Raw genomic sequence first — 16,882 nt, forward strand, 5'->3', positions numbered from 1 at the left:
CTTGATTCCCGCCGGCGACCAGGAATCCCCGCACCGGCCCTGCTTCCCCCGCCTGTTCTCACCAGCTCCGTTCCTGACCACCTGCGGCCACCCGGCATCATGGGCCGTGTGCGACTGGAACCGATCACCTGGGACCGGCTCGGCGACCTCCTCGCCGAACGCGTGCTCGACATGAAGCCGGACGACGGCAGCCCCTGGCCGCGTATCGCCTTCGACGGAGCCCCGGCGGCCCGCCCGGGAGACCTCGCCGAACGCGTGGCCGAGGCACTGCGCGTACGCGGCCGGCCCTCGCTCGCCATCGGCACCGCCGGTTTTCTGCGCCCAGCCTCCCTCAGGCTGGAGTACGGCCACGAGGACGTGGAGGCCTACTACGACGGCTGGTTCGACACCGGCGCCCTCTGGCGCGAGGTCTTCGGCCCCCTCGAACCCGGCGGCGACGGCCGTGTCCTGCCCGACCTCCGCGACCCGCTCACCGACCGCTCCACCCGCAGCCCCTACGTCCGACTCCCGCCCGGCGGCATCCTGTTGCTGCACGGCCCCCTCCTGCTGCGCCACTGGTTCCCGTTCGACCTGACCGTCCACGTCCTCCTCTCCCCGGCGGCCCTGCGCCGCCGTACCCCCGAGGCCGAGCACTGGACCCTCCCCGCCTTCGCGCGCTACGAGAACGAGACGGACCCCGCCGCCACGGCCGACGTCCTGGTGCGCGCGGACGACCCGCGGCACCCGGCGTGGAACGGCTGACCCGGCCCCGCGGCCCGGACCGGCCCCGGACACCGCACCCGAAAAGCCGCGGACTTCCGGGTGCGCATCCCCGGGAGCGCGGCGAGAATGTAGGGCGCCGGGACTAGCGGTGCCCTCCGTGCCGCGCCGGCCGTCCGGCACCGGGAGGTACTTCATGACCACCGCCGGAGACATCATGCACCGCGGCGCCCAGTGGATCCCCGCCCACGAGAGCCTTGACCGGGCCGCCCAGCTGATGCGCGACCTCAACGTGGGCGCCCTACCCATCAGCGACGAGAACGAACGCCTCTGCGGCATCCTCACGGACCGCGACATCGTCGTCGGCTGTGTGGCCATGGGCCACGATCCGGCGAAGGTCACCGCGGGCGAGATGGCCCAGGGCACCCCGCGCTGGATCGAGGCGGGCGCCGATGTCAGCGAGGTTCTCGAAGAGATGAAGGACCACCAGATCCGCCGGCTTCCGGTGATCGAGAACAAGCGTCTGGTCGGCATGATCAGCGAGGCCGATCTGGCCCAGCACCTCACGGACGACCAGATCGCGTCCTGGGCCGAGAGCGTCTACGCCCGGACCACGATGCGCTGATCCCAGCGCCCCGTCACACACGCTCGCCCGGCCGCCCGCGCCGGGCGAGCGTGTGTGACGGGCCCGGCCGTGTCAGAGCCAGCCGTTGCGCCGGAAGCTCCGGTACAGCACCAGACAGACGACGGATATCAGGCCGATCACCAGCGGATAGCCGAACTGCCAGCGCAGCTCCGGCATGTGATCGAAGTTCATGCCGTAGACACCGCAGACCATCGTCGGTACGGCGATCATCGCCGCCCACGCGGTGATCCTGCGCATGTCCTCGTTCTGCGCGACCGTGACCTGCGCGAGGTGCGCCTGGAGAATCGAGTTGAGCAGCTCGTCGAACGCCGCGATCTGCTCCGTCGCCCGCAGCTGATGGTCGGAGACGTCCCGGAAGTAGGCCTGTATCTCCGGGTCGATCACCCGTATCGGCCGCGTCGCCAGCTCCTGCAACGGGCGGTTCAGCGGAGCCACGGCCCGCTTCAGCTCCAGGAGTTCACGCTTGAGCTGATAGATCCGGCCCGGGTCGGCCCGCGCGCCGTTCGTCGCGAACACATCCGTCTCGACCTGATCGATGTCCGCCTGCACCGCGTCCGTGACCTGGAGGTAGTCGTCGACCACATGGTCCGCGATCGCGTGCAGCACGGCGGCCGGGCCTTTGGCGAGCTGCTGCGGATCGGCCTCCAGACCCTCGCGCAGCGGGCCCAGTGAACCGTGCCGGCCATGTCGTACCGTGATCACGAAGTCCTGGCCGACGAAGACCATGATCTCGCCGGTGTTCACCACCTCGCTCGTCGCCGTGAGTTCGGTGTGCTCGACGTAGCAGACCGTCTTGAACACCGCGAACAGCGTTTCGCCGTACCGCTCCAGTTTCGGGCGCTGGTGGGCGTCGACCGCGTCCTCGACCGCGAGCGGGTGCAGGTCGAAGAGCTGGGCGATGCCCGCGAACTCCTGGTCCGTCGGCTCGTGGAGGCCGAGCCAGACGAAGCCCTCGTCGCTCTTGCGGACCCGTCGCACGGCGTCGACCAGGTCCCGGCCGGCCGGGATCCGGACGCCGTCCTCGTAGGCCACGCAGTTCACGACCGCGGAGCCCAGCGGTGACCGGGCGTGGTGACTGAGGTCGACACGCGGGCGCCGCCGTGCCAGCCGTGCCACTCTGCGGAGGCCGCCGACCCTGCCGAGGCTCGTGACCTTCCGCAGATTCCCTGCCATGGACATCTGGTTCTCCTTGCGCCGTACTGTCCGCACCATGCGCCTGGCTCGCCAGTTTGCCAGCCCTTCGCGAACGCCGGAGGGGCCTGGGGGAACGGAAGGTTCCGCTCCGCTTTGACTGATGCGGGAGCGTCGACCCGGCCGAACAAAGCGGATGACTGGGATGATCTCGGCATGACGCGAACCGACGGGTATCTCCTCGACAACCGGCAGACCGAGGCAGGACAACGCTTCGACGCTTTCGCCGCCCTCTTCGATCCCACGACCTTCCGGCACTTCGAAGGGTTCGGCGTCGGAGCCGGCTGGCGTTGCTGGGAGGTCGGCGTCGGGGGCACCTCCGTGGTCTCCTGGCTGGCCAAGAAGGTCGGCCCGACCGGAAAGGTCCTCGCGACCGACCTCGACACCACCTGGGTCGCCCCGGCAGCCCGCCCGCCGGTCGACGTACGCGTCCACGACGTCGGCGCCGACGAGCCGCCGGGGGAGGGCTTCGACCTCGTGCACGCCCGGCTCGTCCTCGTCCATGTGCCGGACCGGGAACGGGCGTTGCGCTCGATGATCAAGTCGCTGCGTCCCGGCGGACGCCTGCTCGTCGAGGACGCCGATCCCGCTCTGCAGCCCCTGCTCTGCCCCGACGAGCACGGCCCCGAGCAGCAGCTCGCCAACCGGCTGCGGCACAGCTTCCGCCAACTGCTCGCGGACAGCGGCGCCGATCTGGCGTACGGCCGTAAACTCCCGCGGCTGCTGCGCGAGGCGGGTCTGCGCAAAGTCCAGGCCGACGCGTACTTCCCGGTCACCTCGCCCGCCTGCGCCGCGCTGGAATCCGCGACGATCCGTCAGATCCGGGAGCGGCTCGTCGCCGGGGGCCACGCCACGGACGAGGACATCGACCGCCACCTGGCCAACGTCGCCGCGGGCGGGATGGACCTGGCGACGGCGCCGATGATCTCGGCGTGGGGGCGCAAGGGGTAGCCATCACCTCTTCGGCCTGTGACCCGTCGGCCCCTTCAACCGGCGACCGGCGGCCTCCCGCCCACCCGTTCCACCGCCCGCGCGCCCGCCCGGCACCCCTCCGCCGCGGCGTCGGCGGGTTCGGCGCCCGTCAGCAGGGCGGCGAGGAACGCGCCGGTGAAGGCGTCGCCGGCGCCCGTCGTGTCCCGGGGTGTCGCGGGCAGGGCCGGGACACGGGCGTGCACGGTCCCCGCGCGGGCCACGATCGCGCCCTCGGCACCCCGCTTGGCGACCACCAGCGGGACGTGGCGGCTCAGCTTGGCCGCCGCGTCCGCCGGGTCCGGCAACCCGGTGAGCAGACAGGCCTCGTCACGGCTCGGCAGCAGCACGTCCACCCCGGACACCAGATCCAGGAAGCGGTCGACACCCAGTTCGACGAGGAACCCCGCCGAGGCCGGATCCAGGCTCACCGGTACGCCACGCGCGCGTGCCGACTCCAGGGCCACCGCCACGAACGCCCGGCTCGGCGCCGAGAACAGGAGATAGCCCGAGAGATGCAGCCGCGCGACACCGTCGAGCAGCGTGTCCGACCAGTCGTCGGGGTTCAGCCGCAGCGAGGCACCGCTCTGGGTCAGGAGGGTGCGCTCGGCCGCCGCGCCGGTGTCCACCAGGCAGATCACCGTCCCGGTCGGCGCCTCGGGATCGACGACGAGGTGGGGCCGTACTCCGCAGGCCGTCAGTTCGCGCTCGTGCCACTCGGCCGCGTCCGTACCCACCCGTCCGATCAGCCGTACCTCGGAGCGCCCCCAATGGGCCGCCCAGCAGGCCACGTTGGCGCCCGCACCGCCCGGCAGGGTCCGGATCGCGGCGGTCGTGTCGGTACGCGGCGCGAGCGGACCATGGTGCCGGGCGACGATGTCCGTGATGACGTCCCCGGCGACGAGCAGCGCCCCGCCCGGCTCCGTCACGCCCCGGCCCAGGCCGCCGCGATCCGCCCCGCGAGCCGTACGTTGCCGCGAACCGCTGCCAGGTTGGCGCTCAGCGAGGCGCCGTCGGTGTGCCGCACCAGGTAGTCGAGCAGGAACGGCGTCACGGCCTGCCCGCTCACACCCTGTTCTTCGAGCGCGTGCAGCGCGTCCGCCAGCACGCGCGCGTGGAGCTCCGGATCCAGTTGCTCCTCCGCGGGCACCGGATTGGCGACGATGAACGCCGACTCCGGGGAATCGAGGGCGTCCTGGGCCCGCATCACGTCCGCGACCTGCTCCGGCGTGTCGAGCGTCCAGTCCACCGGGTGCCCGGAGTCGGACAGGTAGAAGCCGGGAAAGTTGCCGGTGCCGAAACCGGCCACGGCGACCCCGAGGGTCTCCAGCCGCTGCAAGGTGGCCGGCACATCCAGGATCGACTTCACGCCCGCACAGACGACGGTGATCCTGGTGCGCGCCAGCAGCCCCAGGTCGGCCGACTCGTCCTGGGTCACCGTCCACTCACGGTGCACCCCGCCGAGCCCACCCGTGGCGAACACCCGTACGCCCGCGCGTGCGGCCAGCAGCGCGGTCGCCGACACCGTGGTCGCCCCGCTCGCCCCGGCGGCCACCGCGAGCGGCAGATCGCGGTGACCCAGCTTGCGGATGCCGTCCTCGTTCGCGACCCGCTCCAGCTGCTGTTTGTCCAGGCCGACATGGGGGCGCCCGTCCAGCACGGCGATCGTGGCCGGTACGGCGCCCTCCTGCCGTACGACGTCCTCCAGTTCCAGCGCCACCTGAAGATTGCGCGGGCGCGGCAGCCCGTGGGCGATGATCGTGGACTCCAGGGCCACCACGGGTCGACGCGCGTCGACCGCTTCCCGCACTTCTTCGGACACCACCAGCATCACGCGCCTGCTTCCTGTCGTTCGGTCTTCCCTCATCTCTGGCGGGCGGCGCGCGTGGTCAAACCCTTGCGGCCTGTGGCAGACGCCACCAGCCTGGGGTTCATGACGGACAACTCAACACGTCTCGACCATGTGGTCCTCTGGGTACGTGATCCGATCGCCGCCGCCGACTTCTACGAGAAGGCGGTCGGCATGGAGCCCCTGAGGATCACCGAATTCGCCGCGGGGACGGTGTCCTTCCCCTCCGTACGCCTCAACGAGGAGACCATCTTCGACCTCGCGCCCCTCTCCCTGGCGGAGCGCATGAACATGCTCCCCGGGTCCGCCGACAGCGCGGGCCACCCCGTCAACCACGTGTGCCTGTCCCTGCCCGCGGACACCTTCGACGCCCTGCGCACCCGCCTGGAGGAACGGGACGTACCCGTCTCGGAGATCTCGTACGACTCCTACGGCGCCCGGGGCCTGGCGAGGCGCAGCTTCTACTTCCGCGACCCCGACGGCAACGTCTTCGAGGCGCGGCACTACGCGTAGGGCAGGAGAGGGGTACCCGCGCGCGGATACCCCTCTCCTTGTACCGGGGCCGGACCTCAGGAGGAGATCAGACCGGTCGTACGCCGGTCAGCGCCCCGTGCGGATCGAGGACGTACTTGCGGCTCGCGCCCTGGTCGAACTCGGCGTAGCCGCGCGGGGCGTCGTCCAGGCCGATCACGGTCGCGTTGACGGCCTTGGCGATGTGCACGCGCTCGTGCAGGATCGCCCGCATCAGCCCCCGGTGGTACTTCATCACCGGGCACTGTCCGGTGGTGAACGCGTGGCTCTTCGCCCAGCCGAGGCCGAGCCGCATCTTCAGGGTGCCCGACTTGGCGTCCCCGTCGATGCCGCCCGGGTCGTCCGTGACGTACAGCCCCGGGATGCCCAGGGCGCCTCCCGCGCGCGTGACGCCCATCAGGGAGTTGAGGACCGTCGCGGGCGCCTCCGGGGCGTCCGGGCCGTGTGCCCGGGCCTCGAAGCCGACCGCGTCGACCGCCGCGTCCACCTCGGGCTCCCCGAGGATCTGGGCGAGCTGCCCCTCGATGTCGCCGCGTGAGACGTCGACGGTCTCGCAGCCGAAACTCCGTGCCTGGGCGAGGCGTTCGGCGTTGAGGTCGCCGACGATGACGACGGCGGCGCCCAGGAGCTGCGCCGACGCGGCGGCGGCCAGGCCGACCGGGCCGGCCCCCGCGACGTACACCGTCGAACCGACACCCGCGCCCGCGGTGACCGCGCCGTGGAAGCCGGTCGGGAAGATGTCCGACAGCATGGTCAGGTCGAGGAGCTTCTCGCGCGCCTGGTCGGCGTCCGGGAACCTCAGCAGGTTGAAGTCCGCGTACGGCACCATCGCGTACTCGGCCTGACCGCCGACCCAGCCGCCCATGTCGACATAGCCGTAAGCCGCCCCCGGGCGGGCCGGGTTGACGTTCAGACAGATGCCGGTCTTGCGTTCCTTGCAGTTGCGACACCGCCCGCAGGCGATGTTGAACGGTACGGAGACGATGTCCCCGACGTCGACGTACTCGACGTCCGGCCCGCGTTCGACGACCTCTCCGGTGATCTCGTGTCCGAGGACCAGCCCCTCGGGCGCGGTCGTACGGCCCCGCACCATGTGCTGGTCACTTCCGCAGATGTTGCTGGCGAGCACCTTGAGAATCACCCCGTGCCGGCATTTCCTGCCGACGTTCTGGGGAGCGACTCCCGGCCCGTCCTGGAGTTCAAGCGTCGGGTAGTCGATGGTCCTGACCTCGACGGTGCCCGGCTTGAGATACGCGACTGCCCTGTTCCCGCTCATACGTGATCGCCGTCCCTTCGGCCCCGTGACTTCGGATGCCAGCGGCTGTGCGCACGGCGGAGTCTGCTACCGCTCCCGCGTCCCGGCCACCCCTCGCGCGACGACCGGCGCGAACCGGCCTTAGCCGCCCGCTGTCGCGCCCCGGACCCGCCGCAGGCCGTTCCGTGTGAACAGCGCCAGCGCGCCCACGGGTATCAGCAGGCAGGCGGCGGCGAGATTCAGCCACCCGTAGCCCGCCTGTGCCATCACGAGCCCGGAGGCCGCCCCGCCGAGGCCCGCCGCGGTGTTCATGACGAGGTCGGACAGCCCCTGGGCGGCGGCGCGCGCGGCCTCGGGCACGGAGTCCGTGAGCAGGGCGGACCCGGAGACCAGTCCGGCCGACCAGCCCAGCCCCAGGACGAAGAGCCCCGTCGCGGTGCGGCCGTGACTGCCGCCGGCCGTGCCCGCGAGGAACGCGGCGCAGGCCAGCAGCCCCACGGCGAGACCGATGCCGGACAGCCGCCCGACCCGGTCGGACAGCCGCCCCATGAGCGGCGAGAACGCGTACATGCCCGCGATGTGACCGCTGATCACCAGCCCGATCAGATCGATGCCCGCGCCGTGGTGCCCGAGTGCGACCGGGGTCATCGACATCACCGAGACCATGGCCGTGTGGCACATGGCGACCGTCACCAGCGCGAGCCGGGCACGCGGCGAGGCGGTGACGGCGGCGATGCCCGCGCGCAGGGACCGGCCCTCGGCCGACCGCTCCTCCACCGGGGCGAGTGCCCGGGCCGTGAGCAGCGGATCGGGGCGCAGCAGGACGGCCACCGTCACCGCCGCGACCAGGAAGATCCCGGCCGCCCACAGGAAGGGGCCCGCCGTCTCGGGTATCCCGAGTCCGGACACACTGCGCCCCGCAGGAGCGGCGATGTTCGGCCCGAGGACCGCCCCTATGGTGGTCGCCCACACCACGTTCGAGATCGCGCGGGCCCGCCGGTCCGGCTCGGCGAGATCGGCGGCGGCGAACCGCGCCCCCAGATTCGCCGACGAGGCCGCGCCGAACCCGGCCATGCCGCACAGCAGCAGCGGAAAGCTGTCGACGACCGACGCGATCACGACGACGCCCGCCCCCAGGGCGCCGAGGAGATAGCCCAGGACCAGCCCGGGCCGCCGCCCGCGCGCGGTCATCAGCGCCGCCAGCGGCAGGGAGGCGACCGCGGTGCCCGCGACCATCGTGGTGGGCGCGAGCCCGGACAGCGACTCCGTACCGCTGATCCGCTGGGCCAGTACGGAGGCCAGCGCGACGCCGGTGGCCACCCCGAGCCCGCCGAGAATCTGGCTCGCGACCAGCACACCGGAGATCCGACGCCGCAGCACGGCCAGTTCCCCGCCCGTGCGGGCGGAAGATGTGGTCACTGGTGCGATCCCCCCTGCTTCCCCCAGCGTTCCGTTCCCCTGCGGAACCTCTCTCAGAACAGCGGCTCGGGCAACACCCCTTCGAGCGCGAGCAGCTTCCGCTTGGTCTCCAGGCCGCCCCCGAACCCGCCGAGGCCGCCGTCGCTCTCCACGACCCGATGGCACGGCACCACGACGGGCAGCGGATTGGCGCCCATCGCCGCGCCCACCGCCTGGGCCGCGCCGGGCTGACCGACCCGGCCGGCCAGGTCGCCGTACCCGACGACCGCGCCGTACGGCACACCGGACGCCAGTTCGCGCAGCACCTGTCGGTTGAAGCCGGAGATCAGGGACCAGTCGAGCGGCAGCTCGAAATCGTGCCGCTTACCCGCGAAGTACGCCTCGAACTGGGCTGTCGCCTCGGCCAGCAGCGGGGATCCGGGCGCCTCCACGGGCTCCGCGCCCAGCCGCGAGGCGAGCCGCTCGACAGCTTTCTCGCGCACCGGCTCCGTGGCGTGGAACACCACGTTCACCAAGCCCTCGTGCGTCGCGGCCAGCAGCAGCGGACCGATGTCGGTGCCGACAACCGCCCACACGACCTGCTGCCGGTTCCCCGGGTCCCGCCGCTCGTCCCGCCCATCGCTGTCCATGCGCCCCACCGTACGACCCACCACTGACAACGCCCGGTGCGCGGGTGCCGAGCGGGCGCGGACGTGCCGCGAGTGACAGCGGAGTGACAACGGAAAGAGAGGTGCGGCACAGACACAGATTGAACGGAGTTGCCCGAGTCCGCACACGCCTGCCGCACAAGTGGGGCAAGGCCGTGTTTCTTTGCCGGAAAATCGTTCGACCCTTCCGGAGGCAGTCATACTCTCTGCCACAACCCTGACCGCCGGCCGGTTCTGGGGCGGGGGCGCATTTCAGGGAATTACGGGACGCAACAGGGCGGAAGGGCAGCCGCACATGCAGGGCACGGTCGACGGATTCAGCTACGGACTCGTCACACCGCTGGTGGCCTACGTCATGGCCTGCCTGGGCGGTGCGCTGGGCCTGCGCTGCACCACCAGATCGATGCTGGTCGCCCAGTCGTGGCGACCAGGGTGGCTGGCGCTCGGCTCCGCCGCGATCGGCTCCGGCATATGGACCATGCACTTCGTCGCGATGATGGGGTTCAAGGTCAAGGAGACCCCGATCAACTACGACATGTGGCTGACCTTCGCCAGCCTCGGCGTCGCCATCCTCATGGTCGGCATCGGGATCTTCATCGTCGGCTACCGGGGCGCGAGCGGAACCGCGCTGTTCACCGGGGGCACCATCACAGGCCTCGGCATCGCGTCCATGCACTACCTGGGCATGGCCGGCATGCGCCTCAACGGGAAGCTGGAGTACAACACCTTCACCGTCGCCGCCTCCGTCGTGATAGCCGTCGTGGCCGCCACCGCCGCCCTGTGGGCGGCCGGGCAGATCCGTGGCTTCCTGTGGAGCGTGGGTGCCAGCCTCGTCATGGGACTCGCCGTCAGCGGCATGCACTACACGGGCATGGCCGCCCTGAGGGTCCACCTCCACACCGCGACCGGGAGCCCGGACGGCGACTCGCCCGCGAGCCTCCTCGCCCCCCTGATGATCGGCCCGCTCGCCTTCCTCCTGTTGGCCGGCGTCGTCGTGATGTTCGACCCGCTGATGATCATGGGCAAGTCCGACCGGCGCCCCGCCGACAACAAGCCCGGCATCCCGGCCCACCCCGCCGTCCCGCACCCCGGCCGACGGCCCCCGCAGCGCCCCGGCCAGCGACACGGACACCGCAGCTCCCGCACCCCGCAGAACCGGTGATCAGGACCCGTTGTCAGTGGGTGGTCGTACGGTGGATGCCATGCGGCCAGTTTCCAGGATCGAACGCACGGTGGCGCCCTTCGAGGTCGTCAGCCCCTATCAGCCGAGCGGCGACCAGCCGGCGGCCATCGCCGAGCTGACTCGGCGCATCGAAGCAGGTGAGAAGGACGTCGTGCTCCTCGGCGCGACCGGCACCGGCAAGTCCGCCACCACCGCGTGGATGATCGAGAAGCTCCAGCGCCCCACGCTCGTCATGGCGCCGAACAAGACCCTGGCCGCCCAGCTGGCGAACGAGTTCCGGGAACTCCTCCCGAACAACGCCGTCGAGTACTTCGTCTCGTACTACGACTACTACCAGCCCGAGGCGTACGTCCCGCAGTCGGACACCTACATCGAGAAGGACTCCTCGATCAACGAGGAGGTCGAACGCCTGCGCCACTCCGCGACCAACTCGCTGCTCACCCGGCGGGACGTCATCGTGGTCGCCTCCGTGTCCTGCATCTACGGCCTCGGTACCCCGCAGGAGTACGTGGACCGGATGGTCCCCCTCAAGGTCGGCGAGGAGATCGACCGGGACCAGCTGCTGCGCCGCTTCGTCGACATCCAGTACACCCGCAACGACCTGGCCTTCACCCGGGGCACGTTCCGCGTGCGCGGCGACACCATCGAGATCTTCCCGGTCTACGAGGAACTGGCCGTCCGTATCGAGATGTTCGGCGACGAGATCGAGGCCCTCTCCACCCTCCACCCGCTCACCGGCGAGATCATCAGCGAAGACGAGCACATGTACGTCTTCCCGGCCACCCACTACGTGGCGGGACCGGAGCGCATGGCGCGGGCCGTCAACGACATCGAGAAGGAACTCGGCGAACGCCTCGCCGAACTGGAGAAACAGAGCAAGCTCCTGGAGGCCCAGCGCCTGAGGATGCGGACGACGTACGACCTCGAGATGCTCCGCCAGATCGGCTCCTGCTCCGGGGTCGAGAACTACTCGATGCACTTCGACGGCCGCCTCCCCGGCTCCCCGCCGAACACCCTGATCGACTACTTCCCGGACGACTTCCTGCTCGTCATCGACGAGTCGCACAACACGGTCCCGCAGATCGGCGCCATGTACGAGGGCGACGCGTCCCGCAAGCGCACCCTCGTCGACCACGGCTTCCGGCTGCCCTCCGCACTGGACAACCGCCCCCTGAAATGGGAGGAGTTCCAGCAGCGCATCGGCCAGACCGTGTACCTGTCGGCGACCCCCGGGAAGTACGAGCTGTCCCGGGGCGACGGCTACGTCGAGCAGATCATCCGCCCCACCGGCCTCATCGACCCCGAGGTCGTCGTCAAGCCCACCGAGGGTCAGATCGACGACCTGGTGCACGAGATCCGCACGCGCACCGAGAAGGACGAGCGCGTCCTGGTCACCACGCTCACCAAGAAGATGGCCGAGGACCTCACCGACTACTTCCTGGAACTCGGCATCCAGGTCCGCTATCTGCACAGCGACGTCGACACCCTGCGCCGGGTCGAGCTGCTGCGCGAACTGCGCTCCGGTGAGTTCGACGTCCTGGTCGGCATCAACCTTCTCCGGGAGGGCCTCGACCTCCCCGAGGTGTCCCTGGTGTCGATCCTCGACGCCGACAAGGAGGGCTTCCTGCGCTCCGGCACCTCCCTGATCCAGACCATCGGCCGCGCGGCGCGCAATGTGTCCGGCCAGGTCCATATGTACGCGGACAAGATCACCCCGGCGATGGAGAAGGCCATCGAGGAGACCAACCGCCGCCGGGAGAAGCAGGTCGCGTACAACAAGGAGCGGGGCATCGACCCGCAGCCGCTCCGCAAGAAGATCAACGACATCGTCGCGCAGATCGCCCGCGAGGACGTCGACACGGAACAACTCCTCGGCTCGGGCTATCGCAAGTCGAAGGACGGCAAGGGCGCCAAGGCCCCGGTGCCCGCGCTCGGCGGCAAGGCGGCCAAGGCCGGCAAGGGCAAGGCTGCGCAGACGGTGCCGACCGACCGTCCCGCGGCCGAACTCGCCGGCCAGATCGAGGAGATGACGGCACGCATGCGTGCCGCCGCGGCCGACCTCCAGTTCGAGATCGCCGCCCGGCTGCGCGACGAGGTGTCGGAGATGAAGAAGGAGCTGCGGCAGATGAAGGAGGCGGGCCTGGCCTGACCGCCGCACAGGGCACACGGGGTGCCGGCCGCCGCAGCGGTCGGCACCCCGGCCGACGTCGATGAGCTGCGTCGTACGCGCAGTGTTGCAACACCGACACAAAGTGCGCCCGAGGCTTCGGCACTGTCAGTGCCCCTGCGTAGGGTTCAGGTCATCCGCGGACCCCGCGGCAACAGGGGATCGGTTCGAGAGGGGAACAGCGCGTGGTGGACGTATCCAAGGGCGGAACGCCCAGTGGCAGCGTCAATCTGACCAAGGGTCAGGCCATCAACCTGCAGAAGAGCGACGGGGGCACCCTGACCGCGGTGCGGATGGGCCTCGGCTGGCAGGCGGCTCCCCGGCGCGGCCTGTTCGGCTCGCGCACACGGGAGATCGACCTCGACGCCTCCGCCGTGCTCTTCGCCGACAAGCAACCCGTCGACGTCGTGTTCTTCCGCCACCTCGTGAGCGACGACGGCTCGGTGCGGCACACCGGCGACAACCTCGTCGGCGGTGTCGGCCAGGGCGGTGACGACGAGGCGATCCTCGTCGACCTGCCGCGAGTGCCGGTCCACATCGACCAGATCGTCTTCACCGTGAACTCCTTCACGGGCCAGACCTTCCAGGAGGTGCAGAACGCGTTCTGCCGACTGGTCGACGAGACCAACGGCGACGAACTCGCCCGCTACACCCTGGACGGCGGTGGCCAGTACACGGCCCAGATCATGGCGAAGGTGCACCGCGCGGGCGCGGGCTGGCAGATGACGGCCCTCGGTACCCCGGCCAACGGCCGTACCTTCCAGGACCTGATGCCGGCGATCCTGCCGCACCTGTAACCGGGCCCGCGCAGCCCACAGAAGCAAGAGAACGACACGGGGGGACGAAGGCGATGACGGCCGAGCTGGTCCGGGGGCAGAACCATCCGCTCTCCCAGGTCCGCCTCGAAGTGCGGATCTCGGCCGGTGCGCCGATCGTGGCGGGGGCCACGATCGGCGACGAACAGGGCAAGGTCCACGGCGTCGAGTGGGTGGCCCACCCCGGTGCCCCCACGCTTCCCGGCCTGGAGGTCTCCAAGCAGGCGGCCGCCGACCACCGGCTCGCCGTGGACCTGGGTGCCATGCCGGACTCCGTGCACCGGATCAGCGTGCTGCTCGCCCTGCCGTCCGGCGTGGGCGGCCCGGCCCGCTTCGGCGCCGTGGCCGCCCCCTTCGTCGCCGTCACCGGGCTCGACGGCGCCGAGGTCGCCAGCTACACGATCACGGGCCTGGAGGCGGAGTCGGCTGTCGTCGCCCTGGAGCTGTACCGCAGACAGGACACCTGGAAGGTCCGCGCCATCGGCCAGGGATACTCCGGCGGCCTCGCCGAACTCCTCACCGACCAGGGCCTCCCCGAGGCCCGCCGCCTCGCGGACACCATCGACGAGGCGGTGTCCCAGGCCCACTCCCGCTCGGTGGCACCCCCGCCACCCCGTACGCCGGACAGCGACCGCACCCGCAGGACGGCATCCCCCGCACCCGCGCAGTCCGCGTCGCCGTACGCGGCTCAGGGGCCGCAGGACACCCCGACCGCGGGCGGACCGGAACAGACAGGCGCCACGGTTCAGGGTGGCCCTTCTGCCACCCAGCCTTCATCGCCGTACGAGCCTCATGGGCCGCAGGACACCTCCACCCCCGGCGCACCGGAGCGGGCCGGGTCCCCGGTCCAGAACGGCCGGGGCGGCCCTGCTCCCGCACAGCCTTCGTCGCCGTACGCGGCTCAGGACCCACAGAACACCCCGGCGCAGGCCGGTCAACCGGACGCCTCGCCCCAGGCGGGCCACGCCGGGGAAGCCGCACAGGCCGCTGGGCCGGTCAACTACAGCCATCCCGGCCGCCGTACGGCAGCTCCGCCACCGGCGCCGCCGACCGCACCACCCCCGGTCCAGCCCGGACAGCCGTCGCGGCCCGTCGCGGGTGACGCGACCGGGTGGTCCATGGACGAGCGGCTCTACAACCAGGTCTGGGGCATGTTCGAGGACCTGGCGCGCACCGCCGCCGCGTACCGCAGTGCCGTCGACTTCGCCGACTCACGCCTGGAACAGGAGATCGACCGGGCACTGGCCGATCCGCGCAACCGGCTCGGCGGCCCGGGCGACGGCGCCCGGGAAGCGGCCCGCGCCAAGCACGCCAAACTCGTCGACCAGGCCCGCGCCGCCCTCGACCGCGACCTCGCCCAGCTCACCGCCGAGGCCGAGGTCGTCGAGCCCGCGCTGCCCCTGGCGTACGCACGCTGGGACAGCCCTGTCTGGCGTGGCTACCGCGTGCCGATGGAGATGCCCATGGCGCTGCGGCTGGGCGACCTGCGGCTGCCCGAGAGCGTCGACCTGAGCATCCCGATGCTCGTCCGGCTGCCCCTGGAGCGCGGTCTGTGGATCGACAGCGGTGAGTCGCCCGACGGCTCGCTCGTCGACTCCGACGAACTGCGCCGGCTCGCCATGGACACGGCGGTGACACATGCGGCCCGGCTGCTGGCCGTCCATCCGGCGGGCGAATTCGCCGTGCACGTCATCGACCCGGCAGGCGCGGGCGCCCAGGCTCTGGCACCGCTCGTGGGGACCGGCGTGCTCGCGGGTCCGCCCGCAGCCGGGGCCGCGGGTGTCACGGACGTCCTGGGCCGGCTGACCCAGCGCGTCGACCTGGTGCAGATGGCGGTGCGCGCCGGCGCGGCCGACTCGCTGCCGCCCGATCTCGACACCGCTCAGCAGCTGTTGATCGTCAACGACTTCCCGCACGGTTTCGACGACCGGGCCGTGACGCAGCTGCGCTATCTCGCGGACGAGGGCCCGGCCGTCGGTGTCCACCTGATGATGGTCGCCGACCGTGAGGACGCAGCCGCCTACGGGCCGTTGCTCGACCCCCTCTGGCGTTCGCTTCTGCGACTCACTCCGGTGCCCGACGACCACCTCGCCGACCCCTGGGTCGGGCACGCGTGGACGTACGAGCCGTCGGTCGTGCCGCAGGGCAGCCAGGTGCTCCAGCAGGTGCTCAGTCAGGTCGCGGCGGCCCGCCGCTCATGGAACCGCTGACACCCGCAGCGCTTCACCAAGCATCGGTAAAGCCTCCTGACCTGCGCATTTTGGTTTTCTTTTACCAATCTCTTTACCTTTCCTTGGTGATTGGGGTACTGTTTTCCACACGGAGGGGAGTACTCCCTACCTGCTGCGGCGTACCCGTCAATACGGATCAATCCAGATCCCGGGGCGTCGGCCCGCAGGCACCGGGCGCGTGAAGGAGCCGGGTTGTCGCGGGTGGAAGAGACCTCCGGTAGCGACGACGCTGAAATTTGCCGTTACGTACTGCCGGAGGCGCAGTGGATGTTTCCCCGACCCTTTGGGTCCTGACCATCGTGGGTCTCGCCGCTCTGATCGCGGTGGACTTCTTCATCGGGCGCAAGCCCCACGACGTATCGATCAAGGAAGCCGGGATCTGGACGGTCGTCTGGATCGCCCTGGCCGGGTTCTTCGGCCTCGGGCTGCTCGTGTTCGGCGGCGGTGAGGCCGGTGGCGAGTTCTTCGCGGGCTTCATCACCGAGAAGTCGCTGAGTGTCGACAACCTCTTCGTCTTCGTCCTGATCATGGCGAAGTTCGCGGTGCCCTCGCAGTACCAGCAGCGAGTGCTCCTCGTCGGTGTCCTCATAGCGCTCGTCCTGCGCGCGATATTCATCGCCGCCGGCGCCGCGATCCTCGCGAGCTTCGCGTGGGTGTTCTACATCTTCGGTGCCTTCCTCATCTGGACCGCCTGGAAGCTGATCCAGGAGGCCCGTACGGACGACGAGGACGAGGAGTTCGAGGAGAACAGGCTGCTCAAGGCTGCCGAGAAGCGGTTCGGCGTGGCCGACCGCTACCACGGCACCAAGCTGTGGATCGAGCAGAACGGCAAGCGCGTCATGACGCCGATGCTGGTCGTGATGCTCGCGATCGGTACCACGGACGTTCTGTTCGCCCTCGACTCGATCCCGGCGATCTTCGGCCTGACCCAGGACCCGTACATCGTCTTCACCGCCAACGCGTTCGCGCTGATGGGTCTGCGTCAGCTGTACTTCCTCATCGGCGGTCTGCTGAAGAAGCTGGTCCACCTCTCGTACGGCCTGTCGGTCATCCTCGGCTTCATCGGGGTGAAGCTGGTGCTGCACGCGCTGCACGAGTCCGGCGTCCATGTCCCGGAGATCTCCATACCGGTCTCCCTCGGTGTGATCTGCGCGGTCCTGATCGTCACCACGATCACCAGCCTGATCGCCTCCAAGAAGCAGGCGGCGGCCGAGGCGGCGCAGGAGGAGAGCGAAGGCGCTCCGAAGGACAGCATCGGCGCCTGACCGCGTCGGACGCAG

15 protein-coding genes are annotated in these 16,882 nt (G+C 70.6%); 9 read left to right on the plus strand and 6 right to left on the minus strand.

The window, feature by feature from the left end:
* Positions 1 to 99 precede the first annotated feature (99 nt).
* A complete protein-coding gene (locus OG787_RS37815) occupies positions 100 to 741 on the plus strand; it encodes a uridine kinase (RefSeq protein WP_369033680.1) in 642 nt (213 codons plus the stop codon).
* A gap of 154 nt (positions 742 to 895) precedes the next feature.
* Positions 896 to 1,324: a CBS domain-containing protein gene (locus OG787_RS37820; RefSeq protein WP_405538262.1), complete on the plus strand. Its 429-nt coding sequence runs from the start codon at positions 896 to 898 to the stop codon at positions 1,322 to 1,324.
* A gap of 72 nt (positions 1,325 to 1,396) precedes the next feature.
* On the opposite strand, the gene OG787_RS37825 is transcribed toward OG787_RS37820, so the two are convergent.
* Entirely contained in the window at positions 1,397 to 2,524 is a 1,128-nt protein-coding gene (locus OG787_RS37825; protein WP_369033682.1) for a magnesium and cobalt transport protein CorA, read from the minus strand.
* Positions 2,525 to 2,692: 168 nt separating this feature from the next.
* Here OG787_RS37825 and OG787_RS37830 point away from each other — a divergent pair, with 168 nt between their 5' ends.
* Positions 2,693 to 3,487, plus strand: coding sequence for a methyltransferase domain-containing protein (locus tag OG787_RS37830; RefSeq protein ID WP_369033683.1), 795 nt, complete (start codon positions 2,693 to 2,695; stop codon positions 3,485 to 3,487).
* Between the two features lie 35 nt (positions 3,488 to 3,522).
* Here OG787_RS37830 and OG787_RS37835 read toward each other — a convergent pair whose 3' ends face one another.
* Both OG787_RS37835 and OG787_RS37840 read right to left on the minus strand, forming a co-directional pair.
* The gene (locus OG787_RS37835; protein ID WP_405538264.1) at positions 3,523 to 4,434 is read right to left on the minus strand and encodes a carbohydrate kinase family protein; all 912 of its coding nucleotides are present in this window, start codon (positions 4,432 to 4,434) and stop codon (positions 3,523 to 3,525) included.
* Positions 4,431 to 5,336: a pseudouridine-5'-phosphate glycosidase gene (locus tag OG787_RS37840; protein WP_369033715.1), complete on the minus strand. Its 906-nt coding sequence runs from the start codon at positions 5,334 to 5,336 to the stop codon at positions 4,431 to 4,433. The genes OG787_RS37835 and OG787_RS37840 overlap by 4 nt, the downstream gene beginning before the upstream one ends.
* A gap of 102 nt (positions 5,337 to 5,438) precedes the next feature.
* On the opposite strand from OG787_RS37840, the gene OG787_RS37845 reads away from it, so the two are divergent.
* On the plus strand, positions 5,439 to 5,867 hold the full coding sequence (locus tag OG787_RS37845; RefSeq protein ID WP_405538266.1) for a VOC family protein: 429 nt from the start codon (positions 5,439 to 5,441) through the stop codon (positions 5,865 to 5,867).
* 67 nt (positions 5,868 to 5,934) lie between these two features.
* Here OG787_RS37845 and fdhA read toward each other — a convergent pair whose 3' ends face one another.
* The 3 genes from fdhA to OG787_RS37860 all read right to left on the minus strand — a co-directional run bounded on the left by fdhA (position 5,935) and on the right by OG787_RS37860 (position 9,188).
* Positions 5,935 to 7,161 (minus strand): formaldehyde dehydrogenase, glutathione-independent, encoded by a 1,227-nt coding sequence (gene fdhA, locus OG787_RS37850; protein ID WP_369033686.1) that lies wholly within the window; start codon positions 7,159 to 7,161, stop codon positions 5,935 to 5,937.
* Between the two features lie 120 nt (positions 7,162 to 7,281).
* The gene (locus tag OG787_RS37855) at positions 7,282 to 8,559 is read right to left on the minus strand and encodes an MFS transporter (protein WP_405538267.1); all 1,278 of its coding nucleotides are present in this window, start codon (positions 8,557 to 8,559) and stop codon (positions 7,282 to 7,284) included.
* Between the two features lie 53 nt (positions 8,560 to 8,612).
* On the minus strand, positions 8,613 to 9,188 hold the full coding sequence (locus tag OG787_RS37860; protein ID WP_405538268.1) for a methylated-DNA--[protein]-cysteine S-methyltransferase: 576 nt from the start codon (positions 9,186 to 9,188) through the stop codon (positions 8,613 to 8,615).
* A 313-nt stretch (positions 9,189 to 9,501) separates the two neighbouring features.
* Here OG787_RS37860 and OG787_RS37865 point away from each other — a divergent pair, with 313 nt between their 5' ends.
* The 5 genes from OG787_RS37865 to OG787_RS37885 all read left to right on the plus strand — a co-directional run bounded on the left by OG787_RS37865 (position 9,502) and on the right by OG787_RS37885 (position 16,867).
* Positions 9,502 to 10,368, plus strand: a complete 867-nt coding sequence (locus tag OG787_RS37865; RefSeq protein ID WP_369033689.1) for an MHYT domain-containing protein — start codon at positions 9,502 to 9,504, stop codon at positions 10,366 to 10,368.
* 40 nt (positions 10,369 to 10,408) lie between these two features.
* Positions 10,409 to 12,538 carry an excinuclease ABC subunit UvrB gene (uvrB, locus tag OG787_RS37870; RefSeq protein ID WP_405538269.1) on the plus strand — a complete coding sequence of 710 codons (2,130 nt, stop codon included), beginning with the start codon at positions 10,409 to 10,411 and terminating at the stop codon, positions 12,536 to 12,538.
* 248 nt (positions 12,539 to 12,786) lie between these two features.
* Positions 12,787 to 13,353 (plus strand): TerD family protein, encoded by a 567-nt coding sequence (locus OG787_RS37875; RefSeq protein WP_369033716.1) that lies wholly within the window; start codon positions 12,787 to 12,789, stop codon positions 13,351 to 13,353.
* 53 nt (positions 13,354 to 13,406) lie between these two features.
* On the plus strand, positions 13,407 to 15,581 hold the full coding sequence (locus OG787_RS37880; RefSeq protein WP_369033691.1) for a TerD family protein: 2,175 nt from the start codon (positions 13,407 to 13,409) through the stop codon (positions 15,579 to 15,581).
* 284 nt (positions 15,582 to 15,865) lie between these two features.
* Positions 15,866 to 16,867 (plus strand): TerC/Alx family metal homeostasis membrane protein, encoded by a 1,002-nt coding sequence (locus tag OG787_RS37885; protein WP_369033692.1) that lies wholly within the window; start codon positions 15,866 to 15,868, stop codon positions 16,865 to 16,867.
* Positions 16,868 to 16,882 lie beyond the last annotated feature (15 nt).

The organism is Streptomyces sp. NBC_00075 (assembly GCF_045041225.1).
Lineage (GTDB): Bacteria > Actinomycetota > Actinomycetes > Streptomycetales > Streptomycetaceae > Streptomyces > Streptomyces adonidis.

What these genes read in the sequence shown, in the direction of transcription:
- OG787_RS37815 (WP_369033680.1), top strand. Translation starts at nt 100, where the DNA reads ATGGGCCGTGTGCGACTGGAACCGATCACCTGGGACCGGCTCGGCGAC.
- OG787_RS37820 (WP_405538262.1), top strand. Translation starts at nt 896, where the DNA reads ATGACCACCGCCGGAGACATCATGCACCGCGGCGCCCAGTGGATCCCC.
- OG787_RS37825 (WP_369033682.1), bottom strand. Translation starts at nt 2,524, where the DNA reads ATGTCCATGGCAGGGAATCTGCGGAAGGTCACGAGCCTCGGCAGGGTC.
- OG787_RS37830 (WP_369033683.1), top strand. Translation starts at nt 2,693, where the DNA reads ATGACGCGAACCGACGGGTATCTCCTCGACAACCGGCAGACCGAGGCA.
- OG787_RS37840 (WP_369033715.1), bottom strand. Translation starts at nt 5,336, where the DNA reads ATGCTGGTGGTGTCCGAAGAAGTGCGGGAAGCGGTCGACGCGCGTCGA.
- OG787_RS37845 (WP_405538266.1), top strand. Translation starts at nt 5,439, where the DNA reads ATGACGGACAACTCAACACGTCTCGACCATGTGGTCCTCTGGGTACGT.
- fdhA (WP_369033686.1), bottom strand. Translation starts at nt 7,161, where the DNA reads ATGAGCGGGAACAGGGCAGTCGCGTATCTCAAGCCGGGCACCGTCGAG.
- OG787_RS37860 (WP_405538268.1), bottom strand. Translation starts at nt 9,188, where the DNA reads ATGGACAGCGATGGGCGGGACGAGCGGCGGGACCCGGGGAACCGGCAG.
- OG787_RS37865 (WP_369033689.1), top strand. Translation starts at nt 9,502, where the DNA reads ATGCAGGGCACGGTCGACGGATTCAGCTACGGACTCGTCACACCGCTG.
- uvrB (WP_405538269.1), top strand. Translation starts at nt 10,409, where the DNA reads ATGCGGCCAGTTTCCAGGATCGAACGCACGGTGGCGCCCTTCGAGGTC.
- OG787_RS37880 (WP_369033691.1), top strand. Translation starts at nt 13,407, where the DNA reads ATGACGGCCGAGCTGGTCCGGGGGCAGAACCATCCGCTCTCCCAGGTC.